This window comes from Pseudomonas sp. 2995-3, from assembly GCF_002742565.1.
GTDB lineage: Bacteria > Pseudomonadota > Gammaproteobacteria > Pseudomonadales > Pseudomonadaceae > Aquipseudomonas > Aquipseudomonas edaphica.
On the sequence record NZ_LJSB01000315.1, the window covers coordinates 256289 to 280645 of the forward strand.

26 protein-coding genes are annotated in these 24357 nt (G+C 61.0%); 10 read left to right on the plus strand and 16 right to left on the minus strand.

Annotated elements, in window-relative coordinates:
* Positions 1–53 precede the first annotated feature (53 nt).
* The 3 genes from AOA62_RS28310 to AOA62_RS28320 form a co-directional block, all read right to left on the minus strand.
* Entirely contained in the window at positions 54–1649 is a 1596-nt protein-coding gene (locus tag AOA62_RS28310; RefSeq protein WP_099550325.1) for a GMC family oxidoreductase, read from the minus strand.
* A 147-nt stretch (positions 1650–1796) separates the two neighbouring features.
* Positions 1797–2342 carry a hypothetical protein gene (locus AOA62_RS28315; RefSeq protein ID WP_017139473.1) on the minus strand — a complete coding sequence of 182 codons (546 nt, stop codon included), beginning with the start codon at positions 2340–2342 and terminating at the stop codon, positions 1797–1799.
* Positions 2343–2370: 28 nt separating this feature from the next.
* Complete coding sequence (locus AOA62_RS28320; RefSeq protein WP_099550326.1) at positions 2371–3798, minus strand: coniferyl aldehyde dehydrogenase; 1428 nt, start codon at positions 3796–3798, stop codon at positions 2371–2373.
* Positions 3799–3944: 146 nt separating this feature from the next.
* On the opposite strand from AOA62_RS28320, the gene AOA62_RS28325 reads away from it, so the two are divergent.
* Together AOA62_RS28325 and AOA62_RS28330 are read left to right on the plus strand one after the other, a co-directional pair.
* Complete coding sequence (locus AOA62_RS28325; protein ID WP_099550327.1) at positions 3945–4616, plus strand: TetR/AcrR family transcriptional regulator; 672 nt, start codon at positions 3945–3947, stop codon at positions 4614–4616.
* Between the two features lie 33 nt (positions 4617–4649).
* Entirely contained in the window at positions 4650–5504 is an 855-nt protein-coding gene (locus AOA62_RS28330; protein ID WP_099550328.1) for a sulfurtransferase, read from the plus strand.
* Between the two features lie 153 nt (positions 5505–5657).
* Here AOA62_RS28330 and AOA62_RS28335 read toward each other — a convergent pair whose 3' ends face one another.
* From AOA62_RS28335 to AOA62_RS28350, 4 genes are all read right to left on the minus strand, one after another.
* Entirely contained in the window at positions 5658–6653 is a 996-nt protein-coding gene (locus AOA62_RS28335; protein WP_099550329.1) for a hydrolase, read from the minus strand.
* Between the two features lie 229 nt (positions 6654–6882).
* Complete coding sequence (gene rsmD / locus AOA62_RS28340) at positions 6883–7500, minus strand: 16S rRNA (guanine(966)-N(2))-methyltransferase RsmD (RefSeq protein WP_056857682.1); 618 nt, start codon at positions 7498–7500, stop codon at positions 6883–6885.
* Positions 7500–8990, minus strand: coding sequence for a pitrilysin family protein (locus AOA62_RS28345; protein ID WP_099550330.1), 1491 nt, complete (start codon positions 8988–8990; stop codon positions 7500–7502). The genes rsmD and AOA62_RS28345 overlap by 1 nt, the downstream gene beginning before the upstream one ends.
* A complete protein-coding gene (locus tag AOA62_RS28350; RefSeq protein ID WP_065912227.1) occupies positions 8983–10338 on the minus strand; it encodes a pitrilysin family protein in 1356 nt (451 codons plus the stop codon). The genes AOA62_RS28345 and AOA62_RS28350 overlap by 8 nt, the downstream gene beginning before the upstream one ends.
* Positions 10339–10676: 338 nt before the next feature.
* Here AOA62_RS28350 and ftsY point away from each other — a divergent pair, with 338 nt between their 5' ends.
* The 4 genes from ftsY to rpoH all read left to right on the plus strand — a co-directional run bounded on the left by ftsY (position 10677) and on the right by rpoH (position 14772).
* Positions 10677–12101: a signal recognition particle-docking protein FtsY gene (ftsY, locus tag AOA62_RS28355; RefSeq protein ID WP_099550331.1), complete on the plus strand. Its 1425-nt coding sequence runs from the start codon at positions 10677–10679 to the stop codon at positions 12099–12101.
* The gene (gene ftsE / locus AOA62_RS28360) at positions 12098–12769 is read left to right on the plus strand and encodes a cell division ATP-binding protein FtsE (protein ID WP_003213784.1); all 672 of its coding nucleotides are present in this window, start codon (positions 12098–12100) and stop codon (positions 12767–12769) included. The genes ftsY and ftsE overlap by 4 nt, the downstream gene beginning before the upstream one ends.
* The gene (ftsX, locus tag AOA62_RS28365; protein ID WP_017139466.1) at positions 12766–13788 is read left to right on the plus strand and encodes a permease-like cell division protein FtsX; all 1023 of its coding nucleotides are present in this window, start codon (positions 12766–12768) and stop codon (positions 13786–13788) included. The genes ftsE and ftsX overlap by 4 nt, the downstream gene beginning before the upstream one ends.
* Before the next feature lie 129 nt (positions 13789–13917).
* Positions 13918–14772: an RNA polymerase sigma factor RpoH gene (gene rpoH, locus AOA62_RS28370; protein ID WP_017139465.1), complete on the plus strand. Its 855-nt coding sequence runs from the start codon at positions 13918–13920 to the stop codon at positions 14770–14772.
* 410 nt (positions 14773–15182) lie between these two features.
* On the opposite strand, the gene mtgA is transcribed toward rpoH, so the two are convergent.
* Positions 15183–15905, minus strand: a complete 723-nt coding sequence (gene mtgA, locus AOA62_RS28375; RefSeq protein ID WP_099550332.1) for a monofunctional biosynthetic peptidoglycan transglycosylase — start codon at positions 15903–15905, stop codon at positions 15183–15185.
* 74 nt (positions 15906–15979) lie between these two features.
* Here mtgA and AOA62_RS28380 point away from each other — a divergent pair, with 74 nt between their 5' ends.
* From AOA62_RS28380 to trmB, 4 genes are all read left to right on the plus strand, one after another.
* Complete coding sequence (locus tag AOA62_RS28380; protein ID WP_099550333.1) at positions 15980–16357, plus strand: DUF423 domain-containing protein; 378 nt, start codon at positions 15980–15982, stop codon at positions 16355–16357.
* Positions 16358–16428: 71 nt separating this feature from the next.
* Positions 16429–16629 (plus strand): sulfur carrier protein ThiS, encoded by a 201-nt coding sequence (gene thiS / locus AOA62_RS28385; RefSeq protein WP_032865944.1) that lies wholly within the window; start codon positions 16429–16431, stop codon positions 16627–16629.
* 65 nt (positions 16630–16694) lie between these two features.
* The gene (locus tag AOA62_RS28390) at positions 16695–17489 is read left to right on the plus strand and encodes a thiazole synthase (protein WP_017139461.1); all 795 of its coding nucleotides are present in this window, start codon (positions 16695–16697) and stop codon (positions 17487–17489) included.
* A gap of 9 nt (positions 17490–17498) precedes the next feature.
* Positions 17499–18224, plus strand: a complete 726-nt coding sequence (trmB, locus tag AOA62_RS28395) for a tRNA (guanosine(46)-N7)-methyltransferase TrmB (RefSeq protein WP_017139460.1) — start codon at positions 17499–17501, stop codon at positions 18222–18224.
* Positions 18225–18367: 143 nt separating this feature from the next.
* Here the strand turns inward: trmB and AOA62_RS28405 are convergent, their stop codons facing one another.
* The 8 genes from AOA62_RS28405 to proC form a co-directional block, all read right to left on the minus strand.
* Entirely contained in the window at positions 18368–18691 is a 324-nt protein-coding gene (locus AOA62_RS28405) for a DUF3392 domain-containing protein (protein ID WP_017139459.1), read from the minus strand.
* A gap of 17 nt (positions 18692–18708) precedes the next feature.
* Positions 18709–19911: a radical SAM family heme chaperone HemW gene (hemW, locus tag AOA62_RS28410; protein WP_017139458.1), complete on the minus strand. Its 1203-nt coding sequence runs from the start codon at positions 19909–19911 to the stop codon at positions 18709–18711.
* Positions 19908–20501 (minus strand): RdgB/HAM1 family non-canonical purine NTP pyrophosphatase, encoded by a 594-nt coding sequence (gene rdgB, locus AOA62_RS28415; protein ID WP_017139457.1) that lies wholly within the window; start codon positions 20499–20501, stop codon positions 19908–19910. The genes hemW and rdgB overlap by 4 nt, the downstream gene beginning before the upstream one ends.
* Positions 20498–20935, minus strand: coding sequence for a DUF4426 domain-containing protein (locus AOA62_RS28420; protein ID WP_017139456.1), 438 nt, complete (start codon positions 20933–20935; stop codon positions 20498–20500). The genes rdgB and AOA62_RS28420 overlap by 4 nt, the downstream gene beginning before the upstream one ends.
* Before the next feature lie 21 nt (positions 20936–20956).
* Positions 20957–21577: a methionine biosynthesis protein MetW gene (gene metW / locus AOA62_RS28425; protein WP_016972957.1), complete on the minus strand. Its 621-nt coding sequence runs from the start codon at positions 21575–21577 to the stop codon at positions 20957–20959.
* 7 nt (positions 21578–21584) lie between these two features.
* Entirely contained in the window at positions 21585–22724 is a 1140-nt protein-coding gene (locus tag AOA62_RS28430) for a homoserine O-acetyltransferase (protein WP_017139455.1), read from the minus strand.
* A 194-nt stretch (positions 22725–22918) separates the two neighbouring features.
* Positions 22919–23506: a YggT family protein gene (locus AOA62_RS28435; protein ID WP_017139454.1), complete on the minus strand. Its 588-nt coding sequence runs from the start codon at positions 23504–23506 to the stop codon at positions 22919–22921.
* A gap of 25 nt (positions 23507–23531) precedes the next feature.
* The gene (gene proC, locus AOA62_RS28440; protein ID WP_017139453.1) at positions 23532–24350 is read right to left on the minus strand and encodes a pyrroline-5-carboxylate reductase; all 819 of its coding nucleotides are present in this window, start codon (positions 24348–24350) and stop codon (positions 23532–23534) included.
* Positions 24351–24357 lie beyond the last annotated feature (7 nt).

Consider the following 24357-nt stretch of genomic DNA (forward strand, 5'->3'; position numbering starts at 1 on the left):
CCCGGTGGGCCAAGTCGACTTATGTAGATAGATACCGTGAATACCCGGTTTTTTCATGCTGTTTTCAGACGTTCGGCCAATGCTGTCGCCAGTTGCGCGGTCAACCCGTACACCGATAATTGTGGGTTGGCGCCAATGCTGGTGGGGAACAGCGAGCCGTCGTGGATCGACAGGTTACGCAATTGATGATGACGGCCGAGGCTGTCGGCCACCGCGTTTTTCGGGTCCTCGCCCATGGCGCAACCGCCCATCACATGGGCGCTGCCCAGCGTGGTGCGGTGCAGTTCCAGGCTCAGGCCATCGATCAGGCTGCGTGCCTCGGCCAGGGTATTCACGTAGCGTGCATCGTGATGCAGCGGCTTGACCGACTTGGCGCCCGCCGCGAACTGAATCTCGGCCATGGTATGAAACGCACGGCGCAGGCCGTCCCAGGCGTAGTCCGAGACCTGATAGTCGAGCACCGGTGTGCCGTCGCCACGTAATTCCACCGTGCCGCCGGGGCTGTCGGGGTGAAAGCCGTCGCGCAGCAGGGCGAGCATGGCGTGGGTGTGGGGCAACTGACTCATGTCCAGCGCGTTCCCGGTGCCGTAGCCGCCGAACAGCGTGCTGGCCAGGCCTGGATGCAGCGGCGGCGCCTCCAATTTGTAAGACATTTTGCCGGTGGTGCCGTCCTGCCACTGGAAGTGATCGGAATAGATCGACTGCGGAGCGCCATAGAACGGATTGATCACCTCGTCGAACTGCCCCGCGGAGAAATTCACCAGATGCAGGAAGGTACGCTTGCCCAGCCGCGAATGCGGGTCGGGCGCGTCCGAACGCATCAACAGCGCCGGGCTGTTGATGCCACCGCCCGCGAGCACGTAATGCTTGGCCTTGACCGTGATCTTGCGCCCGGTAGGCGCCACGCAACGCTCATCCATGGCCACGCATTCAAGGCTGCTGATGGTGTCGCCGCTGTATTTCAGGTGTTCGGCGCGGGCCAGGTAGAGCAGTTCGCCGCCCTTTTCCAGGGTGGAAGGAATGGTGGTCACCAACATCGATTGCTTGGCGTTGACCGGGCACCCCATGCCGCAGTAACCCAGGTTGAAGCAGCCGCGCACGTTGCGCGGAATCACGTGCCAGCTATAGCCGAGCTTTTCGCAGCCTTTGCGGATCACATCATTGTTGGCATTCGGTGGAATGGCCCAGGGGGCGATGCCCAGGCGCTGTTCCATCTTTTCGAACCACGGCGCCATTTCTGCGCTGCTGTGGCCCTTGACTGCATATTCACTGGCCCAGTGGGCGAGGGTGGCATCGGGTGTGCGAAAGCTTGAGGTCCAGTTGATCAGCGTGGTGCCGCCGACGGCACGCCCCTGCAGGATAGTAATCGCGCCGTCCTTGCTCATGCGGCCGATGCCTTCCTGGTAGAGGCTGGCGTAGGCTTCGTCTTCGAGCAGCTTGAAGTCGCTGCTGGTCTTGAGCGGGCCTTCTTCGATCAGCAGCACTTTGTAGCCCGCAGCACTGAGGATCTCGGCAGTGGTGCCGCCACCCGCGCCACTGCCGATAATGGCCACATCGGCTTCCAGGGTCAGGTCATTGCTGAGGGCGGCGCCATTGTGGGTTTTCCAGCCACGGGTCAGGCCATCGCGGAACAGATCGGGTACGGGCATAGAAGTGCACTCTTATTTTTATACGAAGTTGCATTCAGTGTGGGAGCTGGCTTGCCTGCGATGGCGGTCTGCCTGCCTTTCATTTCTGGCTGATACACCGCTATCGCAGGCGAGCCAGCTCCCACATGTTTGATTGGGTTGCCAGGGCTAGATCTTCGGTGGGCCGGGGTAGCCGCAATGCGCCCAGGATTGTGGCCGGAAGTACCAGGCCATGATCACCAGCTTGAGCAGCGAGCCCTGGCCCATGCGCAGCAGGTTCAGGTAGCTGTTCTCCCAGCGGTGCAGGAAGTTGCGGATCTGATCGCTGCTGGCGTTTTCCCAACTGCCCCAAATGCCGGTCAACGGGCCACGGGTGATGCCCATGCTCAGCACGTCGAACAGTTGCTGGGTGAGCTTGAACATCTCCGGCGACAGGTTTTGCAGGCTGTAGTCGAGTTTTTTCAGGGTGTCTTCGATGCCGGCGACCACGTCCTGGGCGCTGGCCGCGCCTTCGAGCAACACCGGGATGATTGCGCGCAAAAACGGCAAGTCGCTGCTGCGCAGCATGGCAAAGCCACTGGCCGGGGTGCTGCTGGAGCAGCCGCTGAGGCTGGCCCCCAAGCCGGCGGTGGCCAAGAATGCGCTGGCGCACAGGCCGATTTTCAGAACGCCGCGCCGTGACAGCGCGGGTGTTTCAGTCAGGCTAGGGTTCATTGTTATTGTTATCCCGAGGGTGGCGGAATCAGCGGATAAACAGCTTCTGGATCAACTTCTGGATGGCTTTGCCGTAAGGCGGGTAGATCAGTTTCGCCGCGTTCAGGCGCTGTTTGACCAGCACCCCTTTGGCCTTGCTGAACGTGAGGAAGCCTTCATGGCCGTGGTAATGGCCCATGCCCGACGGGCCGATGCCGCCAAAGGGCATATCGTCCTGGGCCACATGCAGCAGCGTGTCGTTGAGGCAAACACCGCCGGAATGGGTTTCGTGGAGCACGCGGTTCTGTTCGCCTTTGTTGTAGCCGAAGTAATACAGGGCCAGTGGGCGAGGGCGCTGGTTGATGTAGGCAAACGCTTGGTCGAGGCCGCGATAAGGCACGATCGGCAGCACCGGGCCGAAGATTTCGTCCTGCATCACCGTCATCTCGTCGCTGACATTCAGCAACAGGCTATGGGCCATACGCCGTGCCTGGCCCTGGTCATACAGCGGTATCAGGGTGGCGCCCTTGTCGGTGGCGTCTTTGACGTAGGCATTGAGCCGGGCCTGTTGCCGCTCATTGATGATGGCGGTGTAGTCCGGGTTGTCGGCCAGGGTCGGATAAAACCCGCGAACGGCGTTGCTGTAGGCCTCGACGAAACCTTCAACGCGGTCTTCCGGCACCAACACGTAATCCGGTGCCACGCAGGTTTGCCCGGCATTCAGGCATTTACCGAAGGCAATGCGCTCGGCGGCGTCTTTGAGTGGCACGTCCGCGGAAACAATGGCTGGCGACTTGCCACCGAGCTCCAGGGTAACCGGTGTCAGGTGCTCGGCCGCTGCGCGCATCACGTGTTTGCCGATGCTGGTGGCGCCGGTGAACAGCAGGTGATCGAAGCGCAATTTGGAAAATGCCATGCCCACTTCGGCCTCGCCCAGCACCACGCACACCAGGTCTTCGGGGAAGATTTTGGCCAGCAGCGCCTTCAGCAGTTCGCCCGTGGCGGGCGTGGATTCGCTGAGTTTGAGCATCACCCGGTTTCCCGCCGCCAAAGCCCCGACCAACGGGCCGATGGCCAAGTACAACGGGTAATTCCAGGGCACAATCACCCCGACCACACCCAGCGGCTGGTAGATGACTTTGGCTGACGCTGGTTGGAAGGCAATGCCTACCGCACGCCGGGAAGGTTTCATCCAGCCTTTGAGGTGTTTGCTTGCGTAGTGAATGCCATGCAGGCTGGGCATCAACTCGGCGAACAGGGTTTCGTCTGCGCTGCGGTGGCTGAAGTCCTGGCTGATCGCGGTGATCAGCGCCTGGCGTTCGTCGCTGAGCACGTCGCGTAAAGCCTTTAGCCACTGCTGGCGCTGTGCAGCTGGCGGCATCGGGTTGGCCGCATAGGCGCGACGTTGGGCGTCGAACAGGTCCTGGAGTTGATCCAGCGCCTGGGAATCTTGCAGGTAGGCAACGTTGGCAGACATGGCGCAGTTCCCGATTGTTATAGGTCTGCCTGGATTTTTAGAGTCATTGCTCTAAATTGTCAAATGTCATTGCAGCAACATGCGGATTTATCCTGACAAGGATAGGCCGTAAGATGCCCCATCCCGTGTTCAGAAGCTGATCCCCTATGGCACCACGAGTAAAGACCAGCGAGCGCATTGTGCAAACCAGCCTGGAGCTTTTTAACCAGCAGGGTGAGCGCAGCGTCAGTACCAACCATATCGCCGCCCATATGGAAATTTCCCCGGGCAACCTGTACTACCACTTCCCCAACAAGCAGGCGATCATCGCCGTGCTGTTTCGTGAGTACGAAGCGCTGGTGGACAGTTTCCTGCGCCCGCCACAGGGCCGCGCGGTGACTGTCGAAGACAAGCGCTTTTACCTGCAGGCCGTGCTGGCCGGCATGTGGCGCTACCGCTTCCTGCACCGAGACCTCGAACACCTGCTGGAAAGCGACCCGGAACTGGCCACCGGCTACCGGCGGTTTTCCCCGCGCTGCCTGATCCAGGGCGGGGCCATTTACCAAGGGTTTGTCGACGCTGGCATCCTCAGTATGGACCCGGTGCAAACCGAGGCACTGACCCTTAATGCCTGGATCATCCTCACCTCTTGGGTGCGGTTCCTGTGCACCACCAATGAGAACTCCGCGCACTTGAGCGCCGAAGCGATCAAGCGCGGTGTGTATCAGGTGCTGGTGCTGGAGGCGGGGTTTGTCACGCCCCAGGCGAAAGAGGCGGTGGATGCCTTGTTCAAAGAGTTTTACGTGCCGTTGAACCAGGCACTGGAAGAAGTGAAGTAGGACCTTTCCCGAATCTGTTCACAGGAGCCCGTCATGTCGCTTGCCCAACTGATCAGCCCCCAGCAATTGGCCGAACGCCAAAAGGCTGCGGGGCTGGTGATCCTGGATTGTCGTTTTGCCCTCGAAGACCCGGACTACGGGCTGTGCAGCTATGCCGAAGGGCATATCGAAGGCGCGCAATATGCCGACCTGGAGCGCCACCTCAGTGGGCCGGTGACCAAAGGCGTGACCGGCCGCCACCCGTTACCGGCGGCGGACACTTTGGTTGCGCAACTGCGGGCCTGGGGCATCCATGCCAACACCGACATCGTCCTGTACGACGACGGCCCCGGCGCCTATGCCGCCCGCGCGTGGTGGTTGCTGGCCTGGCTGGGCAAGCGTGACGGGGTGTTTATCCTGGACGGTGGTCTCAAGGCCTGGCACGCCGCCGGTTTCCCGTTGAGCCTCGATGCACCGGTGGTGGAGCCGGGAGCGTTCGCCGGTAAGCCGGACAACCGCCTGCTGCTGGACGCCGAGCATTTGCAAAAGCGCTTGGGTGAGCCGGGCCTCACCTTGATCGACGCCCGTGCAGCGGCGCGTTTTCGCGGCGAGGTAGAGCCGATTGATCCGATTGCCGGGCACATTCCCGGTGCGCAATGTGCAGCGTTCACCGAAAACCTGGGCAGTGATGGCCGCTTTCTACCGGCCGATCAGCTCAAGCAGCGCTTCGCCGCACAGTTGCAGGGCCGGTCACCGGATGAACTGGTGGCGTACTGCGGTTCGGGCGTGACGGCGTGCCACAACCTGTTTGCCTTGAGTCTGGCGGGCTACCCGTTGGGCAAACTGTATGCGGGGTCGTGGAGTGAGTGGATTACCGACCCCACACGGCAGATTGCAACCGGCGACTGATTGAATAGCCATGTAAACCCAATAAAACTGTGGGAACTGGTTTGTGTGGGAGCTGGCTTGCCTGCGATGAGGGAGTGTCAGTCAGCTAATTATTGGCTGACACACCGCTATCGCAGGCAAGCCAGCTCCCACACAAACCAGCTCCCACATTGTTTAACCGTGTTGTGTCAGTAACCACTGCGGAATACGGCGCTCCAGGTAGTAACTGGGGCGTTTCAACGTGCCATCCACAAACCCCACATGCCCACCCTTGGCCAACAACTCAAACTCGGTGCAATCCGACAGTTCACTGGCCTCGGGCAGGCTGTGAGCAAACACGAACGGGTCATCGGCGGCCTGGATAATCAGGGTTGGCGTGCGGATTTCGCCCAAGTAGTAACGGCTCGAGGCGCGACGATAATAGTCCTCGGCACTGAGGAACCCGTGCAACGGTGCGGTCACCCGGCCGTCGAAGTCCCAGAACGTGCGCATTTTCTCCAATGAGCCCAGGGCTTCCAGGGTTTTCAGCCCTTCGGCCCGGCCATCTTTCACAAAGCGGCTTTGCTTGACGCGGATATACGCCAACATCTCGCGCATGAAGTGCTTCTGGTACACCCGCGAAAAGCCCAGCCCGATACGGTCAGCGCACTGGTCCAGTCGAAACGGCACCGACACCGCCGCTGCGCCTTGCAGCCCGGACGTCTCGCCGGTTTCGCCCAGGTGCTTGAGCAGCACATTTGCGCCCAACGAATAACCCACCGCATACAGCGGCGCCAAGGGTCGTTTGGCATGCAGATGTGCAATCGCCGCCGCCAGGTCTTCACTGGCACCGGAGTGATAGCTGCGTGCCAACAGGTTTGGCTCGCCCGAGCACCCACGCCAATTCAAGGCGGCGCTGGCCCAGCCTTGAGCTGCGAGGGCTTTTTGCAGCCCGGCCACATAAGGCGAGTTGGACGAGCCGGTCAGCCCGTGCAGCACCAGCACCAATGGCGCTTGCGCGTCATGGGGCCCATGCCAGTCGAGGTCGAGAAAGTCGCCGTCGTCCAGCCACAGGCGTTCGCGTTGGCGTTCGATATGGGTGGTAGGGCGCCACAGCGGCCCCCACAGGGTTTGCAAGTGGGGGTTGCCGAGGCCGAAGGCGGGTTTGAACAGCTCAGAGGACGGGATCATGAAACTCTCGGTAGCAAGCGAGCTTACTGTGGCATGCGAGCTTGTTGTGGCGAGCAGGCTTGCCCTGCGTTGGGCTGCGAAGCGGCCCCAGTAAAGTCGCCGCATTCTATTTGTAGGATCGCGGTGCCTTTAAAAGGGGCTGCTTCGCAGCCCAACGCAGGGCAAGCCTGCTCGCCACAACCATCCTGGCCGCCACAAAAAGCCCGCTCACTACAACATTTACCTAAGGTTAAGCGGCGCTTTCAACCAACCGATGCCACAACGCGTAATACACGCGACCGGACTTCTGCTCCCGGTGCAGGCGCCAGCTGCCCGGCAGGCCGAGGGTAGACGGCGCGGTCTCGCTTTCAGTGTAGATCCACGCATCGGGTGCCAGCCACTGGCGCTCTTCCAGCAGCGCACACACCGTCGGCAACAGGTTCTGGTTGAACGGCGGGTCGAGGAACACCACGTCGTATTCGCTGGCCGCCTGGGTTTCCAGGTAGCGCAGCGCATCGGCTGTCTGCACCTGGCCGGTGGTGCAGCGCAGTGTGCCCAGGTGTTCCTTGAGGCTGGACACCGCCACATTGCTGGCATCCAGCGCCTGGCCCTGGGCGGCGCCACGGGACAGCGCTTCGAGGAACAGCGCGCCGCTGCCGGCGAACGGGTCCAGTACCTTGGCGCCGCCGATATACGGCGCGAGCCAGTTGAACAGGGTTTCACGCACGCGATCCGGCGTTGGGCGCAGGCCCACGACGTCAGGGAAACTCAGCTTGCGGCTGCCCCATTCACCGCCAATGATGCGCAGTTGGCCCACACCGTTATGCACGTTGTGGACAGGTTTTTTCGGGCGAGATGAACTGGCCATTAATGCTCCGGAACCCCGAGCGGCTGCTCGGCGGGTTTATCAGTGGGGGGCGGTAGTGGCTTTTGCGCAATCGTCGGGCCGGCGGTCACGATGACCATCTTGTCGGCGCTCAAGTGTTTATTCATTGCAGCCTTGACCTGCTCTACGGTCAGGGCCTGGGATTGTTTCATGAAATCCTCAAGATAGCTCAGCGGCAGGTTATAGAAACCCATGGCGCCCAGCTGCCCGACGATATCGGCGTTGCTTGCGGTAGACAGCGGGAAGCTACCGGCCAGCTCACGCTTGGCGTCGTCCAGTTCCTTTTGCGTCGGGCCGGTCTTGAGGTAGTCGGCCAGCACGTCTTCAACCAGGCGCAGGGTGCCGCCGCTCATTTCGGCGCGGGTCTGCAGGTTGATCATGAACGGACCACGTACCTGCATCGGCGAGAAACCGGAGTAAACGCCGTAGGTCAGGCCGCGCTTCTCACGCACTTCGCTCATCAAGCGGGTGCCGAAACCACCACCGCCGAGGATCTGGTTGCCCAGGGACAAGGCGGCGTAGTCCGGGTCGGCGCGGTCGATGCCCAGTTGCGCGAACAGTAAATGGGTTTGCTTGGACGGGAACTCGATATGGCTCAGGCCAGCTTTCGGCTCGGTCGGCTGGGCGATCTTGGCCAGGGCCGGGCCTTTGGGCAGCGATGCGGAGACCTTGGCCGTCATGGCCTCAGCGTCGGCGCGAGTCAGATCGCCCACCACGGCAATCACCGCATTGCCCGCTGCATATGCTTTGGCGTGGAACGCCTGCAACTGCGCCAGGGTAATCGCCGGAATGCTCTCAGGCGTGCCTTCGCTCGAGTGCGCGTAAGGGTGGTCGCCGTACAACCGCTTGAACAACTCAAGGCTGGCCAGCTTGCCTGGGTTCTGTTTCTGGTACTCAAAACCGGCCAGAATCTGGTTTTTGATGCGCGCCAGGGAGTCGGCCGGGAAAGTCGGCTTGCCGATCACTTGGTCAAACAGCGTCAGGGCCGCGTCGCGCTTGTCGCTGTCGCTCAGGCTGCGCAGGGACACCAACGCCATGTCGCGATAAGCGCCGTTGCCGAAGTCGGCACCCAGGCCTTCAAAGCCGCTGGCGATCTGGCTGACATCCTTGCCCGGTATGCCTTCGTTGAGCATGGCGTTGGTCAGCAACGCAACGCCTGGGGTATTGCCGTCCTGGCTGCTGCCGGCGGCGAACAGGATGCGCATGTCGAACATTGGCAGTTCGTGGGCTTCGACGAACAGCACCTTGGCGCCCTCGGCGGTGGTCCAGGTTTGCACGTCGAGCTTGCGGTTGGTCGGCGCCTTGCCGTCCAGTTCTGCCAAAGATTGCAGTTTGTTGGCCGATTGCGCCTTGTCCAGCGCCTGGCTGGCCACCGATTCACTCGGGCGCAGGAAGTACACGGCGCTGGCGGCGATCAGGGTGACGACGACCAGGCCGGGGAAGATCAGGCGGCTGCTTTTGCGATTACTCATGAGCGGTCTCCTCGGGCAAAACATGGGCGACGCTCAAACGTTCGCGGGTGAAGTAGGTGCGCGCGGCTTTCTGGATGTCTTCCGGGGTCACGCTTTGCAGGTCGGCAAGCTCGGTGTCCATGAGTTTCCAGGACAGGCCAACGGTTTCCAGCGAGCCGATGGCCGTGGCCTGGCTGGTGATGGAATCACGTTGGTAAACCACGCCGGCAATCACTTGGGCGCGGATACGCTCCAGTTCTTCGGTGGTCGGCGGCTTGGCTTTCAACTCGTCCAGCAGGCGCCACAGGCCGGCTTCGGCCTGGGCAATGGTCTTTTTCTTCTGCTGATTCGGCGTGGCGCTCAATGTGAACAGGCTGTCACCACGGGTATAGGCGTCGTAGCTGGTGGACGCGCCGGAGACGAGTTCTTCACCGCGCTCCAGCTGTTCCGAGATACGCGCGCTGTAGCCGCCATCGAGCAGGGCCGAGAGCAGGCGCAGGGCTTGCACCGAGCGCTTATCTTCGGCAGTCGCCAGGCCCGGCACGTTGAAACCGAGGATCACGCTTGGCAGTTGGGTCTGCACGTGCAGGGTCAGCAAGCGCTCGCCAGGCTCGGCCAGCTCCAGCGGGATCTTGGCCGGTGGCACGTCACGCTTGGGGATCGGGCCGAAGTAGCGCTGGGCGAGTTTCTTGACCTCGTCCGGCGTCACGTCGCCGACCACCACCAGCGTGGCGTTGTTCGGCACATACCAGGACTGGTACCAGTGGCGCAGTTCTTCAACCTTCATGCGCTCAAGGTCGGCCATCCAGCCGATGGTCGGCGTGTGATAGCCGCTGGCCGGGTAGGCCATCGCCTTGAAGCGCTCGTAGGCCTTGGACATCGGGTTGTCGTCGGTGCGCAGGCGGCGTTCTTCCTTGATTACCTCGATTTCGCGGCTGAACTCATCGGCCGGCAGGCGCAGGCTGGCCATGCGGTCGGCTTCCAGCTCGAAAGCGACGCCCAGGCGGTCACGCGCCAGTACCTGGTAATACGCGGTGTAGTCATCGCTGGTGAAGGCGTTTTCTTCAGCGCCCAGGTCACGCAGGATCAGCGAGGCTTCGCCGGGACCGACTTTGGCGCTGCCCTTGAACATCATGTGTTCCAGGGCATGGGACAAACCGGTCTGGCCCGGGGTTTCGTAGCTCGAACCGACCTTGTACCAGACCTGGGAAACCACCACCGGCGCGCGATGGTCTTCGCGCACGACCACTTTAAGGCCGTTATCGAGGGTGAATTCATGGGTGGGTTGTGGGTCGGCAGCCAAGGCTGAAAGAGGCAGACAAACTGTGCTGAGCAGCAGGCCTGCGGCGCGGCGGGCTAGAGCAATCATTCGTGTTTTAACCTGTTGGGCTACCCGCTTGGTCTTAGCGTCGGCGGGCGAGGAGGTGCTAGGATACTGATCCGGTTTGGACAGGGCCACTGTGGCAGTCATCTTGTCCCGGTTTCAGTCGTAGGAATGTAGGAATTGGCGCTGGATTTCCCCGACGATCTTCTACTTTTCGCCGATTTTGTCGCTTCAGTCCTTTATTGAAACGATTTGTTGAGGCCTTTATTTACGCCTTACAAAATGTTGCGCATGAACAAGCGAGCGTTAAAGCAGTCTGTTCTGCATCGAATTTATTTACCGAGGCGCCCTGGCGCATCGCTACTTTGAGATAGCCGTCCTCCATGTTTGGTTCCAACGACGACAAGAAGAGTCCAGCTGCGGCTGGCGAGAAAAAAGGCCTGTTCGGATGGCTGCGCAAAAAGCCGCAGGAAACCGTCGTCGAACAGCCACAGGTTCAGCCTGAGCCGATTCCAGAGCCTGTATTAGAAGCCGAACCGGTCGCTGAAACCCCGGCGCCGGTGGTGTTGCCGATGGCTGAGCCCGTATTGCAGCCAGCGGCACAGGTTGAGCCAGAGCCAGAGCACAAGTCGTGGCTGGAACTGCCGGTGGCCGAAGAGCCTGTGGCGCTGGTTGAAGACGTGCAGGCTGAGCACGTGACGCCGCCGATTCCGGTCGTGGTTGAGCCGGTGGCGGTTGTGGTCGAAGCGCCGCCAGTGATCGAAACGCCTGCGCCGGTGGTTGTGGAGCCAGCGCCGGCACCTGTGGTGGTTGCCGCCCCCGCCATTATCGAGCCGCCGGTCGCCCCGGAGCCCGTTGTTGCTCCCGCTGAAACCAGCAAAACCGGCTTCTTCGCCCGCCTCAAGCAAGGCCTGAGCAAAACCAGCGCCAGTATCGGCGAAGGCATGGCCAGCCTGTTCCTGGGCAAGAAGGTTATTGATGACGAGCTGCTGGAAGACATCGAAACCCGTCTGTTGACCGCCGACGTGGGCGTCGAAGCCACTGCCGTGATCATCCAGAGCCTGACCCAGAAGGTTGCGCGCAAGCAGTTGACCGACGCCGATGCGCTCTACAAATCCCTTCAGGCCGAACTGGCTGCGATGCTCAAGCCGGTGGAAGCGCCGCTGGTGATCACGCCGAACAAGCCGTTCGTGATCCTGGTCGTCGGCGTCAACGGCGCCGGCAAAACCACCACCATCGGCAAGTTGGCCAAGAAGCTGCAGTCGGAAGGCAAAAAAGTCATGCTCGCCGCCGGTGACACCTTCCGCGCCGCTGCCGTGGAGCAGTTGCAGGTCTGGGGTGAGCGCAACAAGATCCCGGTCATCGCCCAGCACACCGGCGCCGATTCCGCCTCGGTGATTTTCGATGCCGTGCAGGCTGCCAAGGCCCGTAACATCGATGTGTTGATCGCTGATACCGCCGGTCGCCTGCACACCAAAGACAACCTGATGGAAGAACTGAAGAAAGTGCGCCGCGTAATCGGCAAGCTCGACGCCGACGCCCCGCACGAAGTGCTGCTGGTGCTCGACGCCGGCACTGGCCAGAACGCCATCAGCCAGGCCAAACAATTCAACCAGACGGTGCAACTGACCGGCCTGGCATTGACTAAGCTCGACGGCACGGCCAAGGGTGGTGTGATCTTCGCCCTGGCCAAACAGTTCGGGTTGCCGATTCGTTATATCGGTGTCGGTGAAGGTATCGACGACCTGCGCACCTTTGAAGCCGAACCCTTTGTACAGGCACTTTTCGCCGAGCGGGAGCGTTCATGATTCGATTCGAACAGGTCGGTAAACGCTACGCCAACGGGCATGTGGGCTTGCATGAGCTGAGCTTTCGAGTGCGGCGTGGCGAGTTTCTATTTGTAACCGGCCATTCGGGCGCCGGTAAAAGTACGCTGTTGCGGCTGTTGCTGGCGATGGAGCGCCCGACCACCGGCAAGCTGCTGCTGGCCGGCCAGGATCTGGCCACCATCAGCAATGCACAGATCCCGTTCCTGCGCCGCCAGATCGGCGTGGTGTTCCAGAACCACCAGTTGCTGTTCGATCGTACGGTGTTCAACAACATTGCTTTGCCGCTGCAGATTCTCGGCTTGTCCAAGGCTGAAATCGTCAAACGTGTGGATTCGGCCCTGGAGCGCGTGGCACTGTCGGACAAGACCGACCTGTACCCGGGCGACCTGTCCACCGGCCAACAACAGCGCGTCGGCATCGCCCGCGCCATTGTCCACCGCCCGGCCTTGTTGCTGGCGGACGAACCTACCGGTAACCTCGACCCGCGTCTGGCGGCTGAGATCATGGGCGTGTTCGAAGACATCAACCGCCTGGGCACCAGCGTATTGATCGCCAGTCACGACCTGGCACTGATCGCCCGTATGCGCCACCGCATGCTGACCTTGCAACGCGGCCGCCTGATCGGCGACGGGGAGGCTGGCGTATGAGTGCGACTCGCAGCCCCAAGGTTTCTGAGCGTGTGGCGCCAAAAGCCGCCGACCCGCAACCGCCGAAGAAAAAACGCGACGAAGATGATGGCCCGGATTTCGCCACGCTGCTGCGCGCCTGGATCGAAAGCCATCGCGCCAGCTTGGTCGACAGCCTGCGCCGCCTGGGCAAGCAGCCGATCGGCAGCTTTTTCACCTGCCTGGTAATGGCTGTGGCACTGAGCCTGCCGATGGGTTTGTCGCTGCTGCTTAATAATGTGGAGCGCCTGGGCGGTTCCTGGCAGCGCGCGGCGCAGATTTCGCTGTACCTGGACCTCGACACCAGCGCCAAAGATGGCGAGAACCTGCGCGACGACATCAAGAACCTGCCGGGCGTGGCGGATGCCGAATACATCAGCCGCGATCAGGCCCTTGAAGAGTTCCAGCAGCAATCAGGCCTGGGTGAGGCGCTTAAAGAGCTGCCGCAGAACCCGCTGCCGGGCGTGGTGCTGGTGACGCCGAACGAAGTCGACAAGCCAGCGCTTGAGGCCCTGCGACAAAAACTCGCAGAGATGCCCAAGGTACAACAGGCACAACTTGATCTAGTCTGGGTAGAGCGTCTGGCGGCCATTCTCAAGCTGGGCGACCGCTTTGTGTTCGGTCTCACGGTGTTGTTGGTGTCTGCATTACTTTTGGTGATAGGTAATACCATTCGTCTTCATATTGAAAACCGCCGCACCGAGATAGAAGTGATTAAACTGGTCGGCGGCACAGACAGCTATGTGCGTAGGCCTTTTCTGTACATGGGCGCGCTTTATGGCTTCGGTGCCGGGATTTTGTCCTGGGGCGTTTTGGCTTTTGGCTTGAACTGGCTCAACGACGCGGTAGTAGGGCTGGCCGGGTTGTACGGCAGCGATTTTGCCCTGGCCGGCGTGCCGGTCGCCGACGGTCTGAGTCTCTTGCTTGGTGCCGTCTTGTTGGGGTATATCGGTGCCTGGATTGCGGTCGCTCGTCATTTACGTGAGCTGGCACCGAAGTAGTTAATGTCAGATTAATGTGGTTTCGTTTGTATTGACCGTATTGGTGGTTTAGGGAACTTGTCCTACGGTTCCCGGTCAATTTTCGCAGTGCTGAACTGCACGAGTTATGTGAGTCGGAGGTTTTTTCGTATGACCACTTCTTTGCAACCTGCTTATGCTCTGGTCCCGGGTGCGAACCTGGAGGCCTATGTGCACACGGTCAACAGCATTCCATTGCTGACGCCCGAGCAGGAGCGTGAACTGGCCGAGAGTCTCTACTATGAGCAGGATTTGGGGGCGGCTCGGCAGATGGTGCTCGCCCACCTGCGTTTTGTCGTACATATCGCCCGTAGCTATAGCGGCTACGGGTTGGCCCAGGCTGACCTGATCCAGGAAGGCAACGTCGGCCTGATGAAGGCTGTAAAGCGCTTCAACCCTGAGATGGGCGTGCGCCTGGTATCGTTTGCCGTGCACTGGATCAAGGCGGAAATCCACGAGTTCATCCTGCGCAACTGGCGCATCGTGAAAGTCGCGACCACCAAGGCCCAGCGCAAGCTGTTCTTCAACCTGCGCAGCCAGAAAAAACGCCTGGCGTGGCTGAACAACGAGGAAGTCCACCGCGTGGCCGAAAGCCTCGGCGTGGAGCCGCGTGAAGTGCGCGAGATGGAAAGTCGCCTGACCGGCCATGATATGGCCTTCGACCCGGCCGCTGAAGCGGACGACGACAGCGCCTTCCAATCGCCGGCCAACTACCTGGAAGACCACCGGTACGACCCGGCGCGTCAACTGGAAGACGCCGACTGGAGCGACAACTCCAACCAGAACCTGCACGAAGCGCTGGAAGTGCTGGACGACCGTAGCCGTGACATCCTCTATCAGCGCTGGCTGGCTGAAGAAAAAGCCACGCTGCACGACCTGGCACAGAAGTACAACGTGTCGGCCGAGCGGATTCGTCAGCTTGAGAAAAGCGCGATGAACAAGCTGAAGTTGTCGATCGCCGCTTAAAACGCTGCGATAAGACAAAAAAATGCCCCGATCGAAAGATCGGGGCATTTTTGTTTGCAGTCGAAAATCTCAAGCTCAACTCGGTCCACTGTGGGAGCTGGCTTGCCTGCGATGAGGCAGTCTCAGCCAGCACATGTGTTGATTGACCCACCGCAATCGCAGGCAAGCCAGCTCCCACAGGTATTGCATTGTGTCAGTCAGCCCACGGGGCTTTTCGGGAGTTGTTCAACTCCACCAATGCACTAATCGAAAGGCCGGGGCATTTTTGTTTGCAGTCGAAAATCTCAAGCTCAACTCGGTCCACTGTGGGAGCTGGCTTGCCTGCGATGAGGCAGTATCTGCTAACACATGGGTAGTTTGACCCACCGCTATCGCAGGCAAGCCAGCTCCCACATGGGTAGTGCAGTGTGTCAATCGGACCAGGGGGCTTTGCGGGAGTTATTCAACTCCACCAAGTAACCATCCCCGCCCAACTGGCTCATCTGCTGCCGAATCCATGCCGCTCGCCGTGCCACATAGGCTGTTGGATGGCTGGCACTCCACACTCGAGGGTTGGGCAAAACCGCCGCCAGATAGCTGGCCTGCTGACGGGAAAGCGCTTTGGCACTCACGCCAAAGTGATGCCGCGCGGCGGCCTCTGCGCCAAACACGCCTTCATCCCACTCCACGCTATTGAGGTACACCTCAAGAATCCGCTGCTTGGGCCACAACACTTCGATCAGTGCGGTAAACCAGGCTTCCAGGCCTTTGCGCAGATAACTGCGACCGGTCCACAAAAACAGGTTCTTTGACACTTGCTGGCTCAGAGTGCTGGCGCCGCGAATCGAACCGCCGCGCTCGTTGTGCAGCAGCGCCGCCTGGATCGCGCCGAAGTCAAAACCCCAATGCTGCGGAAAACGCTGGTCTTCACCCGCCATTACCGCCACTTTCAGTTCGTCGGATATCTCATCCCACGGCACCCAGGTGCGCTGCACATCGATCGGCTCGCCGTCGATCCAGGATTCGATCTTGCGCTCCACCATCAACGCGGTGAACGGCGGCGGCACCACACGAAACAGCAGCACCAGCAGCACACTGCCGATGGCAAACCATTTAATGACTTTAAGAAAGCGCTTGAAGAGGAGACGCAGCATAGAGATGGCTTGGCCGAACCCGTTGAGCGGGCCATTATACAGACCCTGCCCCTCGAGTCTGACTGGAGTTCCTCATGCTGCGTAGCTTTCTGATGCTGGCTGCCTTTTTCGGCTTTACCGGCGTCGCCCTGGGCGCCTTTGCCGCCCACGGCCTGAAAAACCGCCTGAGCGCCGAGTACCTGGCGATCTTCCATACGGGCGTCACCTACCAGTTGGTGCACGCCCTGGCGCTGTTCGGCGTGGCGTTGCTGGCCGCGCATATTCCTGGCCGATTGGTCAACTGGGCGGGCATCTCCTTTACCGTCGGCATCCTGCTGTTCTCGGGCAGTCTGTATGCGCTGACCCTGACCGGCATCAGCAAGCTCGGCATCATCACGCCGTTTGGTGGTTTGGCCTTCTTGGTCGGCTGGTTCTTCCTCGGTTTGACTGCGTGGCGTCTACAGGTAGCCTGACCAAGGGACTTGGGTCAGCCACGCTGATCGGGCTAGAATGCTGGCCCCTAAAAACGATGGCGGCCCGTGGCATGCGCATTCAGTTGAACGGCGAATCCTTTGAACTGCCCGACGGTGAAACCGTTGCGGCCCTGCTGACCCGTCTGGACCTGACCGGACGCCGAGTCGCAGTGGAGCTCAACCTGGATATCGTCCCGCGTAGCCAGCATGCCGAAACCGCGCTCACCGAAGGTGATCAGGTCGAAGTGGTCCACGCCATCGGCGGCGGCTAGCCGCCCGGCGCTCAAGGGCGTCAACCCGCATTCTGCAGAACCTCACCCCAATTCGAGGATTTCCCATGAGCATCGTTCGTAGCGACAAGCCCTTCGTCCTGGCCGGTCGTACCTACCAGTCCCGCCTGCTGGTTGGCACCGGCAAGTACCGCGACATGGAAGAAACCCGTCTGGCCATCGAAGCCTCGGGTGCCGAGATCGTGACGTTTGCCGTGCGCCGCACCAACCTCGGCCAGATCGAAGGCGAACCGAACCTGCTCGAAGTGTTGTCGCCGGATCGCTACACCTTCCTGCCGAACACTGCCGGTTGCTACGATGCCATCGAAGCCGTGCGCACCTGCCGCCTGGCCCGTGAGCTGCTTGACGGCCACAACCTGGTGAAACTGGAAGTGCTGGCCGATCAGAAAACCCTGTTCCCCAACGTGATCGAAACCCTCAAGGCCGCCGAAACCCTGGTCAAGGAAGGCTTCGACGTGATGGTCTACACCAGTGATGACCCGATCATCGCTCGCCAATTGGCCGAAATCGGCTGCATCGCCGTGATGCCGCTGGCCGGCCTGATCGGTTCTGGCCTGGGCATCTGCAACCCGTACAACCTGCAAATCATCCTCGAAGAAGCCAGGATTCCGGTGCTGGTGGACGCGGGCGTGGGCACTGCCTCCGACGCTACCATCGCCATGGAGCTGGGTTGCGACGCGGTGCTGATGAACTCGGCCATCGCCCATGCCCAGCAGCCGGTCATGATGGCCCAAGCCATGCAACACGCAATCGTCGCGGGCCGCTTGGCCTACCTCGCCGGTCGCATGCCGAAAAAACTGTACGCCAGCGCCTCCTCGCCGCTGGATGGTCTGATCAAGTAAGAGCCATTGATGACTGAATCAAACGAAACGCCGAACACCGTGGAAGAAGGCGACGAGTCCAAGCACCGCCGCATCAAGAGTTTTGTGATGCGCGCCGGCCGCATGACCGAAGGCCAGCAAAAGGGCCTGGAGCAAGGTACGCCGCTGTTCGTGTTGCCATTGGCCGACGCGCCGGTGGACTACGACCAGGTGTTCGGCCGTTCGGCCCCGCGTTCCCTGGAAATCGGTTTCGGCATGGGCCACTCCCTGCTGGAAATGGCCGCGGCCGCGCCGGACCAGGACTTTATCGGGGTGGAAGTGCACCGCCCAGGTGTCGGCGCGCTGCTTAACGGCGTACTGACCCAAGGCCTGACCAACCTGCGAGTCTACGACTGCGACGCGATTGAAGTACTCAACCGCTGCATCGCCGACAACAGCCTCGACCGCCTGATGCTGTTCTTCCCGGACCCATGGCACAAATCGCGTCACCACAAACGCCGTATCGTCCAGGCTTCCTTCGCGGAGCTGGTGCGCAGCAAGCTGAAAGTGGGTGGCATTCTGCACATGGCCACAGACTGGGAGCCGTATGCCGAATACATGCTGGAAGTGATGGACGTAGCGCCTGGCTACCGCAACCTGGCCGAAGACGGCAAATGCGTGCCGCGCCCGGCCGAGCGCCCGATCACCAAGTTCGAACGCCGCGGCGAGCGACTGGGGCATGGGGTTTGGGATTTGAAGTTCGAGAAGGTTGACTGACAAGCCAATAGCCGGCTTGGAGTGTAATCAACTGTGGGAGCTGGCTTGCCTGCGATAGCATCACCTCAGTATCACAGATACACCGAGGTGCCTGCATCGCAGGCAAGCCAGCTCCCACAGTTGTTTTGTGTTGGGCTTTGGAATCAGCGGCGGTCGGCGACTACGCCAATCAACACCAGCACCACCACCAACACTGGCGCCAAACTGTAGTTATTAAACTGGCTCAGCCCCCGCACAATCCAAGGCGTGGCATACAGCAAGGCTGCGCCGCTGCCGATCATGCATACCAGCGCCATCAACGGTACGCGCAATGCTCCGGCGATGCTGCCCAAGCGGCCTTCGATCCAGCCTTTGATATCCGCGCCAAACAACACCAGCAAACAACCGACAAGGGCCAGGGAGATTTCCGACAGGTTGCTACGGCTCCAGCGGGACACGGTGGCGAGCAGGTCGAGTACCAAATCCATGTGATTTCCTTAGAGCGTCAGCTCAAAAACTTCTGCAACAGGTCATTGAGAAAGAGTTGCCCACGGTCGGTGGCCGCCAGGCGTGACGGTTCGACCTGCATTAAGCCACTTTGTTCTGCCTCCTGGCGGCCTTCGTCGAGGCTGGCCAGGTCGAGGCCGGTGCGTTCGGCGTACAGCTTGGATTCAACGCCTTCGGTGAGGCGCAAAGCGTTCATCAGGAACTCGAACGGCAGCTCCTCATTGGTCAGTTCTTTCGCCCCGGCCTGGAAACTTTTTGCCGGGTTGAGGTAGTCCTTTGGCGCCCGGGTTTTCCAGGTGCGCACGATGCGCCCGTCCGGATGGCTGAGCTTGCCGTGGGCGCCCGCGCCGATGCCGATAAAGTCGCCGAAGCTCCAGTAATTCAGGTTGTGCCGTGCCGGGCGGCCCGGTTGGGCATAGGCCGACACTTCATATTGCGCGTAACCGTGTTCGGCCAGCAGTGCCTGGCCAGCTTCCTGAATATCCCACAGCGTGTCGTCTTCCGGCAGCGCGGGCGGCTGGTTCCAAAATACGGTGTTGGGTTCCAGCGTCAGCTGATACCAGGACAAGTGCGTTGGCTTCAATGCGATGGCCTGGCGCAAGTCGCTCAGGGCATCGTCCAGTGACTGATCGGGCAAGCCGTGCATCAGGTCCAGGTTGAAGTTATCGAACCCGGCCTGGCGTGCCATGCCGGCGGCGCGCACAGCTTCATCGCCGTTATGGATGCGGCCCAGCGCCTCAAGCTTTTGCTGCTGGAAGCTCTGGATGCCGATGGACAGGCGATTGATCCCCAACTTGCGGTACGCCACGAACTTCTCTTGCTCGAAGGTGCCAGGGTTGGCTTCCAGGGTGATTTCGATGTCGTTGGCAAACGGGATACGGGCTTGCACGCCTTTGAGCAGGCGCCCCAGCGCGGCGGCGCTGAACAGGCTGGGCGTGCCGCCACCGAAGAAAATCGAGCTTAGTTCACGGCCGTAAACCGCATGCAGGTCTTGATCAAGGTCGGCCAGCAATGCGTCTACGTACTCTTCTTCCGGCAGCACTTTGCTGGCGGTGTGGGAGTTGAAGTCGCAATACGGGCATTTGCGCACGCACCACGGGATGTGGATGTACAGCGCCAGGGGCGGCAGCACCGGCAATGCCGCCCGAGGCGTTTGCGCGCCGCCGTGGATCAGCGGTTGCGCAGAGGTGTTTTGGGTCATTTCAGGCTCAGGCGTTGGCGCAGCAAATCCATTGCGCGGGCGCGGTGGCTGATCTGGTTCTTGTCGGCCGGGCTCAGTTCGGCGCTGGAGACATTGCGCTCCGGCACCCAGAACAGCGGGTCATAGCCAAAGCCATGCTCGCCACTGGCGGCATGCAGGATGCGCCCGTGCCACAGGCCTTCGCACAGAATCGGTAAGGGGTCATCAGCGTGGCGAACCAGCGCCAGCACGCAGACAAACTGTGCGCCGCGCATCGCGTCCGGCACGTCCTTGAGGGCGTCCAGCAGTTTGGCGTTGTTGGCCGCGTCGCCTTTGCCATCGGCATACCGCGCCGAGTAGATGCCCGGTGCGCCGCCGAGGAAGTCCACGGCCAGGCCCGAGTCATCCGCCAGCGCCGGCAGGCCGGAGATGCGTGCGGCATTGCGGGCCTTGAGGATGGCGTTTTCGACAAACGACAGGCCGGTCTCTTCCGGTTCGACCTGGCTGAACTCGCCGATCGAGCGCAGCTGCACGGAGTCGCCGAGCATGGCCTGGAGTTCTTTGAGTTTGCCGGCGTTATGGCTGGCGAGTACGAGCTGTGTCAGGTTCATTTGGTGCCCGGAAAAAGTTCTTGGACGAAGCTGAAGCCGTGGGCCTTGCCACCGGTTTCAACGTTGATGGTAAACGTCCGGTATTCCTGCTGTGTGACCGAGTAGGGCGCCAGGTACGAGATGCCGCCCTTTTCAGTAATCTGCTTGAACGTCAGCACTTCGCTCTTGCCGCTCAAGTCCTTGATCGTGCCGGTCACCTGCGCGGCCACTGGCGTCACGCCCTTGATCACCGACACATTGATCAGGCCCTTCTCGTTGCTGCGCACGATACCGGCTGCCTGGGCGGTTTCCGGTTGCAGGAAACTCGAGGTGAAGGTGTTGTAGTGCACAGTGATATCGCCAAATTCTTTCTGGCGGTTACCGTCGACGGCGTCTGCTGCCACGGCGCTGGCGCCCAGGAAGGCGGTCAATAGAAAAACAGCCAAACGACTCATGATCGTGCCTCTTGATAATGATTAGACGGCAATCTTGTGGTCGGTCAGGCCAGGGCTGCTGACCCGGTAGATACCAATTTCGCCCAACAGATTAGGCCATAGCTTACTCGCCCACCCATGGCGGTGCTGTTGATCGACGGCAAGGCGGTTGATCACCTTGGCTTCACGCTCGCCGCACAGGGCTTCGAAGTCTTCAAACGTACAGAAGTGGATGTTCGGCGTGTTGTACCAGGTGTATGGCAGGAAGTCCGAGACCGGCATCCGGCCCTTGGTCGCCAGGTACCAGCGGCAGCGCCAGTGGCCGAAGTTGGGGAAGGTAATGATGCACTGACGGCCCACGCGCAGCATCTCGTCGAGGATGCGGTCCGGGTAATGCACCGCTTGCAGGGCCTGGGTCATCACCACGATATCGAAACTGTTGCTGGCAAAGTTGCCCAGGCCCTTGTCCAGGTCCTGCTCGATCACGTTGATGCCCTTGGCCACGCACTGGGCGATGTTGTCCGGGTCGTTTTCCAGGCCATACCCGGTGACTTGCTTGTTGTCGCGCAGCCAGCTGAGCAGTTCGCCATCACCGCAGCCCAGGTCGAGCACGCGGCTGCCGGCGGGGATCCAGTCTTGGATGATTTCCAGGTCGGCTCTCATGGCGTTCTCACAAAGTAATGCGGTTCATGTAGTTGCTGAAAGCCTGCAGGTAGCGTGGGATCGGAATCAGGAAGGCGTCATGGCCTTGCGGAGCATCGATCTCGAGGTAGCAGACGTCTTTGCGTGCGGCCATCAAGGCGTCCACCAGTTCACGTGAACGCGCTGGCGAGAAGCGCCAATCGGTGGTGAATGACATCACGCAGAACTTGGCCGTGGCGTGCTCGAAGGTTTTCGCCAGGTCGTCGTCGTGGTTGGCGGCCGGGTCGAAGTAGTCCAGCGCCTTGGTCATCAGCAAGTAAGTGTTGGCGTCGAAGCGCCCCGAGAACTCCTCGCCCTGGTAACGCAGGTAGCTTTCGACCTGGAATTCGACACTGTGGAAATCGTAGTTGAGCTTTTCGCTCTTGAGCCCACGGCCGAATTTTTCGCCCATGGAGTCATCGGACAGGTAGGTGATATGCCCGACCATCCGCGCCAGCATCAAGCCGCGCTTGGGGATCACACCGGCTTCCTGGAACGAACCGCCGTGGAACTCGGGGTCGGTGAGGATGGCCTGGCGTGCCACTTCGTTGAACGCGATGTTCTGCGCCGACAGTTTTGGGGCCGAGGCGATGGCCAGGCAATGGCGCACGCGATCCGGATAGGAAATGGTCCATTGCAGCGCCTGCATGCCGCCCAGGCTGCCGCCGATCACGGCGGCCCATTGGTTGATGCCCAGCAAGTCGGCAAGGCGCGCCTGGCTGTGCACCCAGTCTTCCACGGTCAGCACCGGGAAGTCGGCGCCGAACGGCTTGCCGGTTTCCGGGTTGAGGCTGCTCGGGCCGGTGGAACCATTGCAGCCGCCGAGGTTGTTCAGGCTGACCACAAAGAATTTGCTGGTGTCGATGGGCTTGCCGGGGCCGATGCAGCTGTCCCACCAGCCGGGCTTGCGCTCGTCGGCACTGTGAAAGCCAGCGGCGTGATGATGGCCGGACAGGGCGTGGCAGATCAGCACGGCGTTGCTCGCCGTGGCGTTCAACTGGCCGTAGGTTTCATAGATCAGGTCGTAGGCAGGCAGCGAACGGCCGCAGGCCAGGGCCAGCGGTTCGCTGAAGTGCGCCACTTGGGGCACGACCAGTCCAACAGAATCGGGGGGGAAGGCAGCTGGCATCGACCCTGCTCTCGTTTAAATGAGGCGTAAGTCTAAAGAGCGGTGACCCCAGCGGCAAGCAAAGGCCCGCACCAGTACGCAGATACAGATATCAGCACTGGCTTGTGTGGGAGCTGGCTTGCCTGCGATTGCATCACCAAGGTGAGACTGACACACCGAGGAGCCTGCATCGCAGGCAAGCCAGCTCCCACCTATCAGATCAGGCCGAACAGCTCTTTAGGCATGAACGCATAGTAGGCCAAGCGCGGAATCACCCAGCTTTGCAGCAGCTGGATCGCGATAAACGCGAAGATTGGCGAGATATCCAGGCCGCCCAGGTTCGGGATCAGGCGACGGAACGGTGCCAGCACCGGTTCGGTGATCTGGGCTACCAACTCAGCACCCGGGCTGCGGCTGCCGGGTGCGACCCACGACAGAATCACGCTGATGATCATCGACCAGAAAATGATCTTCAAAAACAGCGAGAAGATTCCGATCAAACCCCATGGCAACAGCAGCACGGTGAACGCCTGGTAGCCGTTGAGCATCAGGATCACTACAAACAACAGGATTTGCAGCAGCAGTGCCAGCACCAGCGAGGACATGTCCAGGCCGAACATGCTCGGCACTACCCGGCGCAGTGGCTTGAGCAGCGGTTGGGTGGCCTTGACCACGAATTGGCACAGCGGGTTGTAGAAGTTCGCCCGCACCAGTTGCAGGATAAAACGCATCAGCACGATCAGCAGGTACAGGCTGCCCAAGGTCTGGATGATGAAAATGGCAGCGTCATTGATTCCGAGCATGTTTGATTACCTTGGTAAGGGATGACTATTTGCCCAGTTGCTCAGCCATCTCGGCTGAACGGTGTGCTGCGGCACCCAGTGCTTTTTCCACCAGGGCTTCAAAGCCCCCGGCCTGGAACGATTCGATGGCGGCCTGCGTGGTACCGCCTGGCGAGGTCACGCGACGGCGCAACTCGGCAGCGTCTACATCACTGTCGACCGCCATGTTCGCGGCGCCCAAAGCAGTTTGCTCGGCCAGTTGCTCGGCGACTTCATGGGGCAGGCCGAGTTTGACGCCGGCGGCGGTCATGGCTTCGATCAGCAGGAAGAAGTAAGCCGGGCCGCTGCCGGACACGGCGGTGACCGCGTCCAACTGCTGCTCCTGTTCCAGCCACACGGCCAGGCCCACGGCAGACAGCAGTTCCTGAGCCTGGTCGCGCTGCTCGGCAGTCACCTCGGAGGTGGCGTACAAGCCGCTGACGCCCTTGCGCAGCAGTGCCGGAGTGTTGGGCATGCAACGCACGATCGGCTGGGCACCGAGCCAGGTGTTCATGCTGGCGCAGGTGATGCCGGCGGCGATCGACACCACCAGTTGGTGAGGTTGCAGGCTCGGGCGCAGGCTTTCGCACACGGCCTTCATGGCTTGCGGTTTTACCGCCAGCACGATCACGTCGACGCCCTGGATGGCCTCGGCGTTATCGGCAAAGGTTTCGATACCGTGCTCGGCGCTGACGCGGGTGCGGGTCTCGGCGCCGGGGTCGCTGGCGCGGATCTGCGTGGTTTCCAGGCCCTTGGCCCGCAGGCCGCCGATCAGGCTGGCCGCCATGTTGCCGGCGCCGATAAAGGCTATACGCGTGTTGCTCATGACAGGT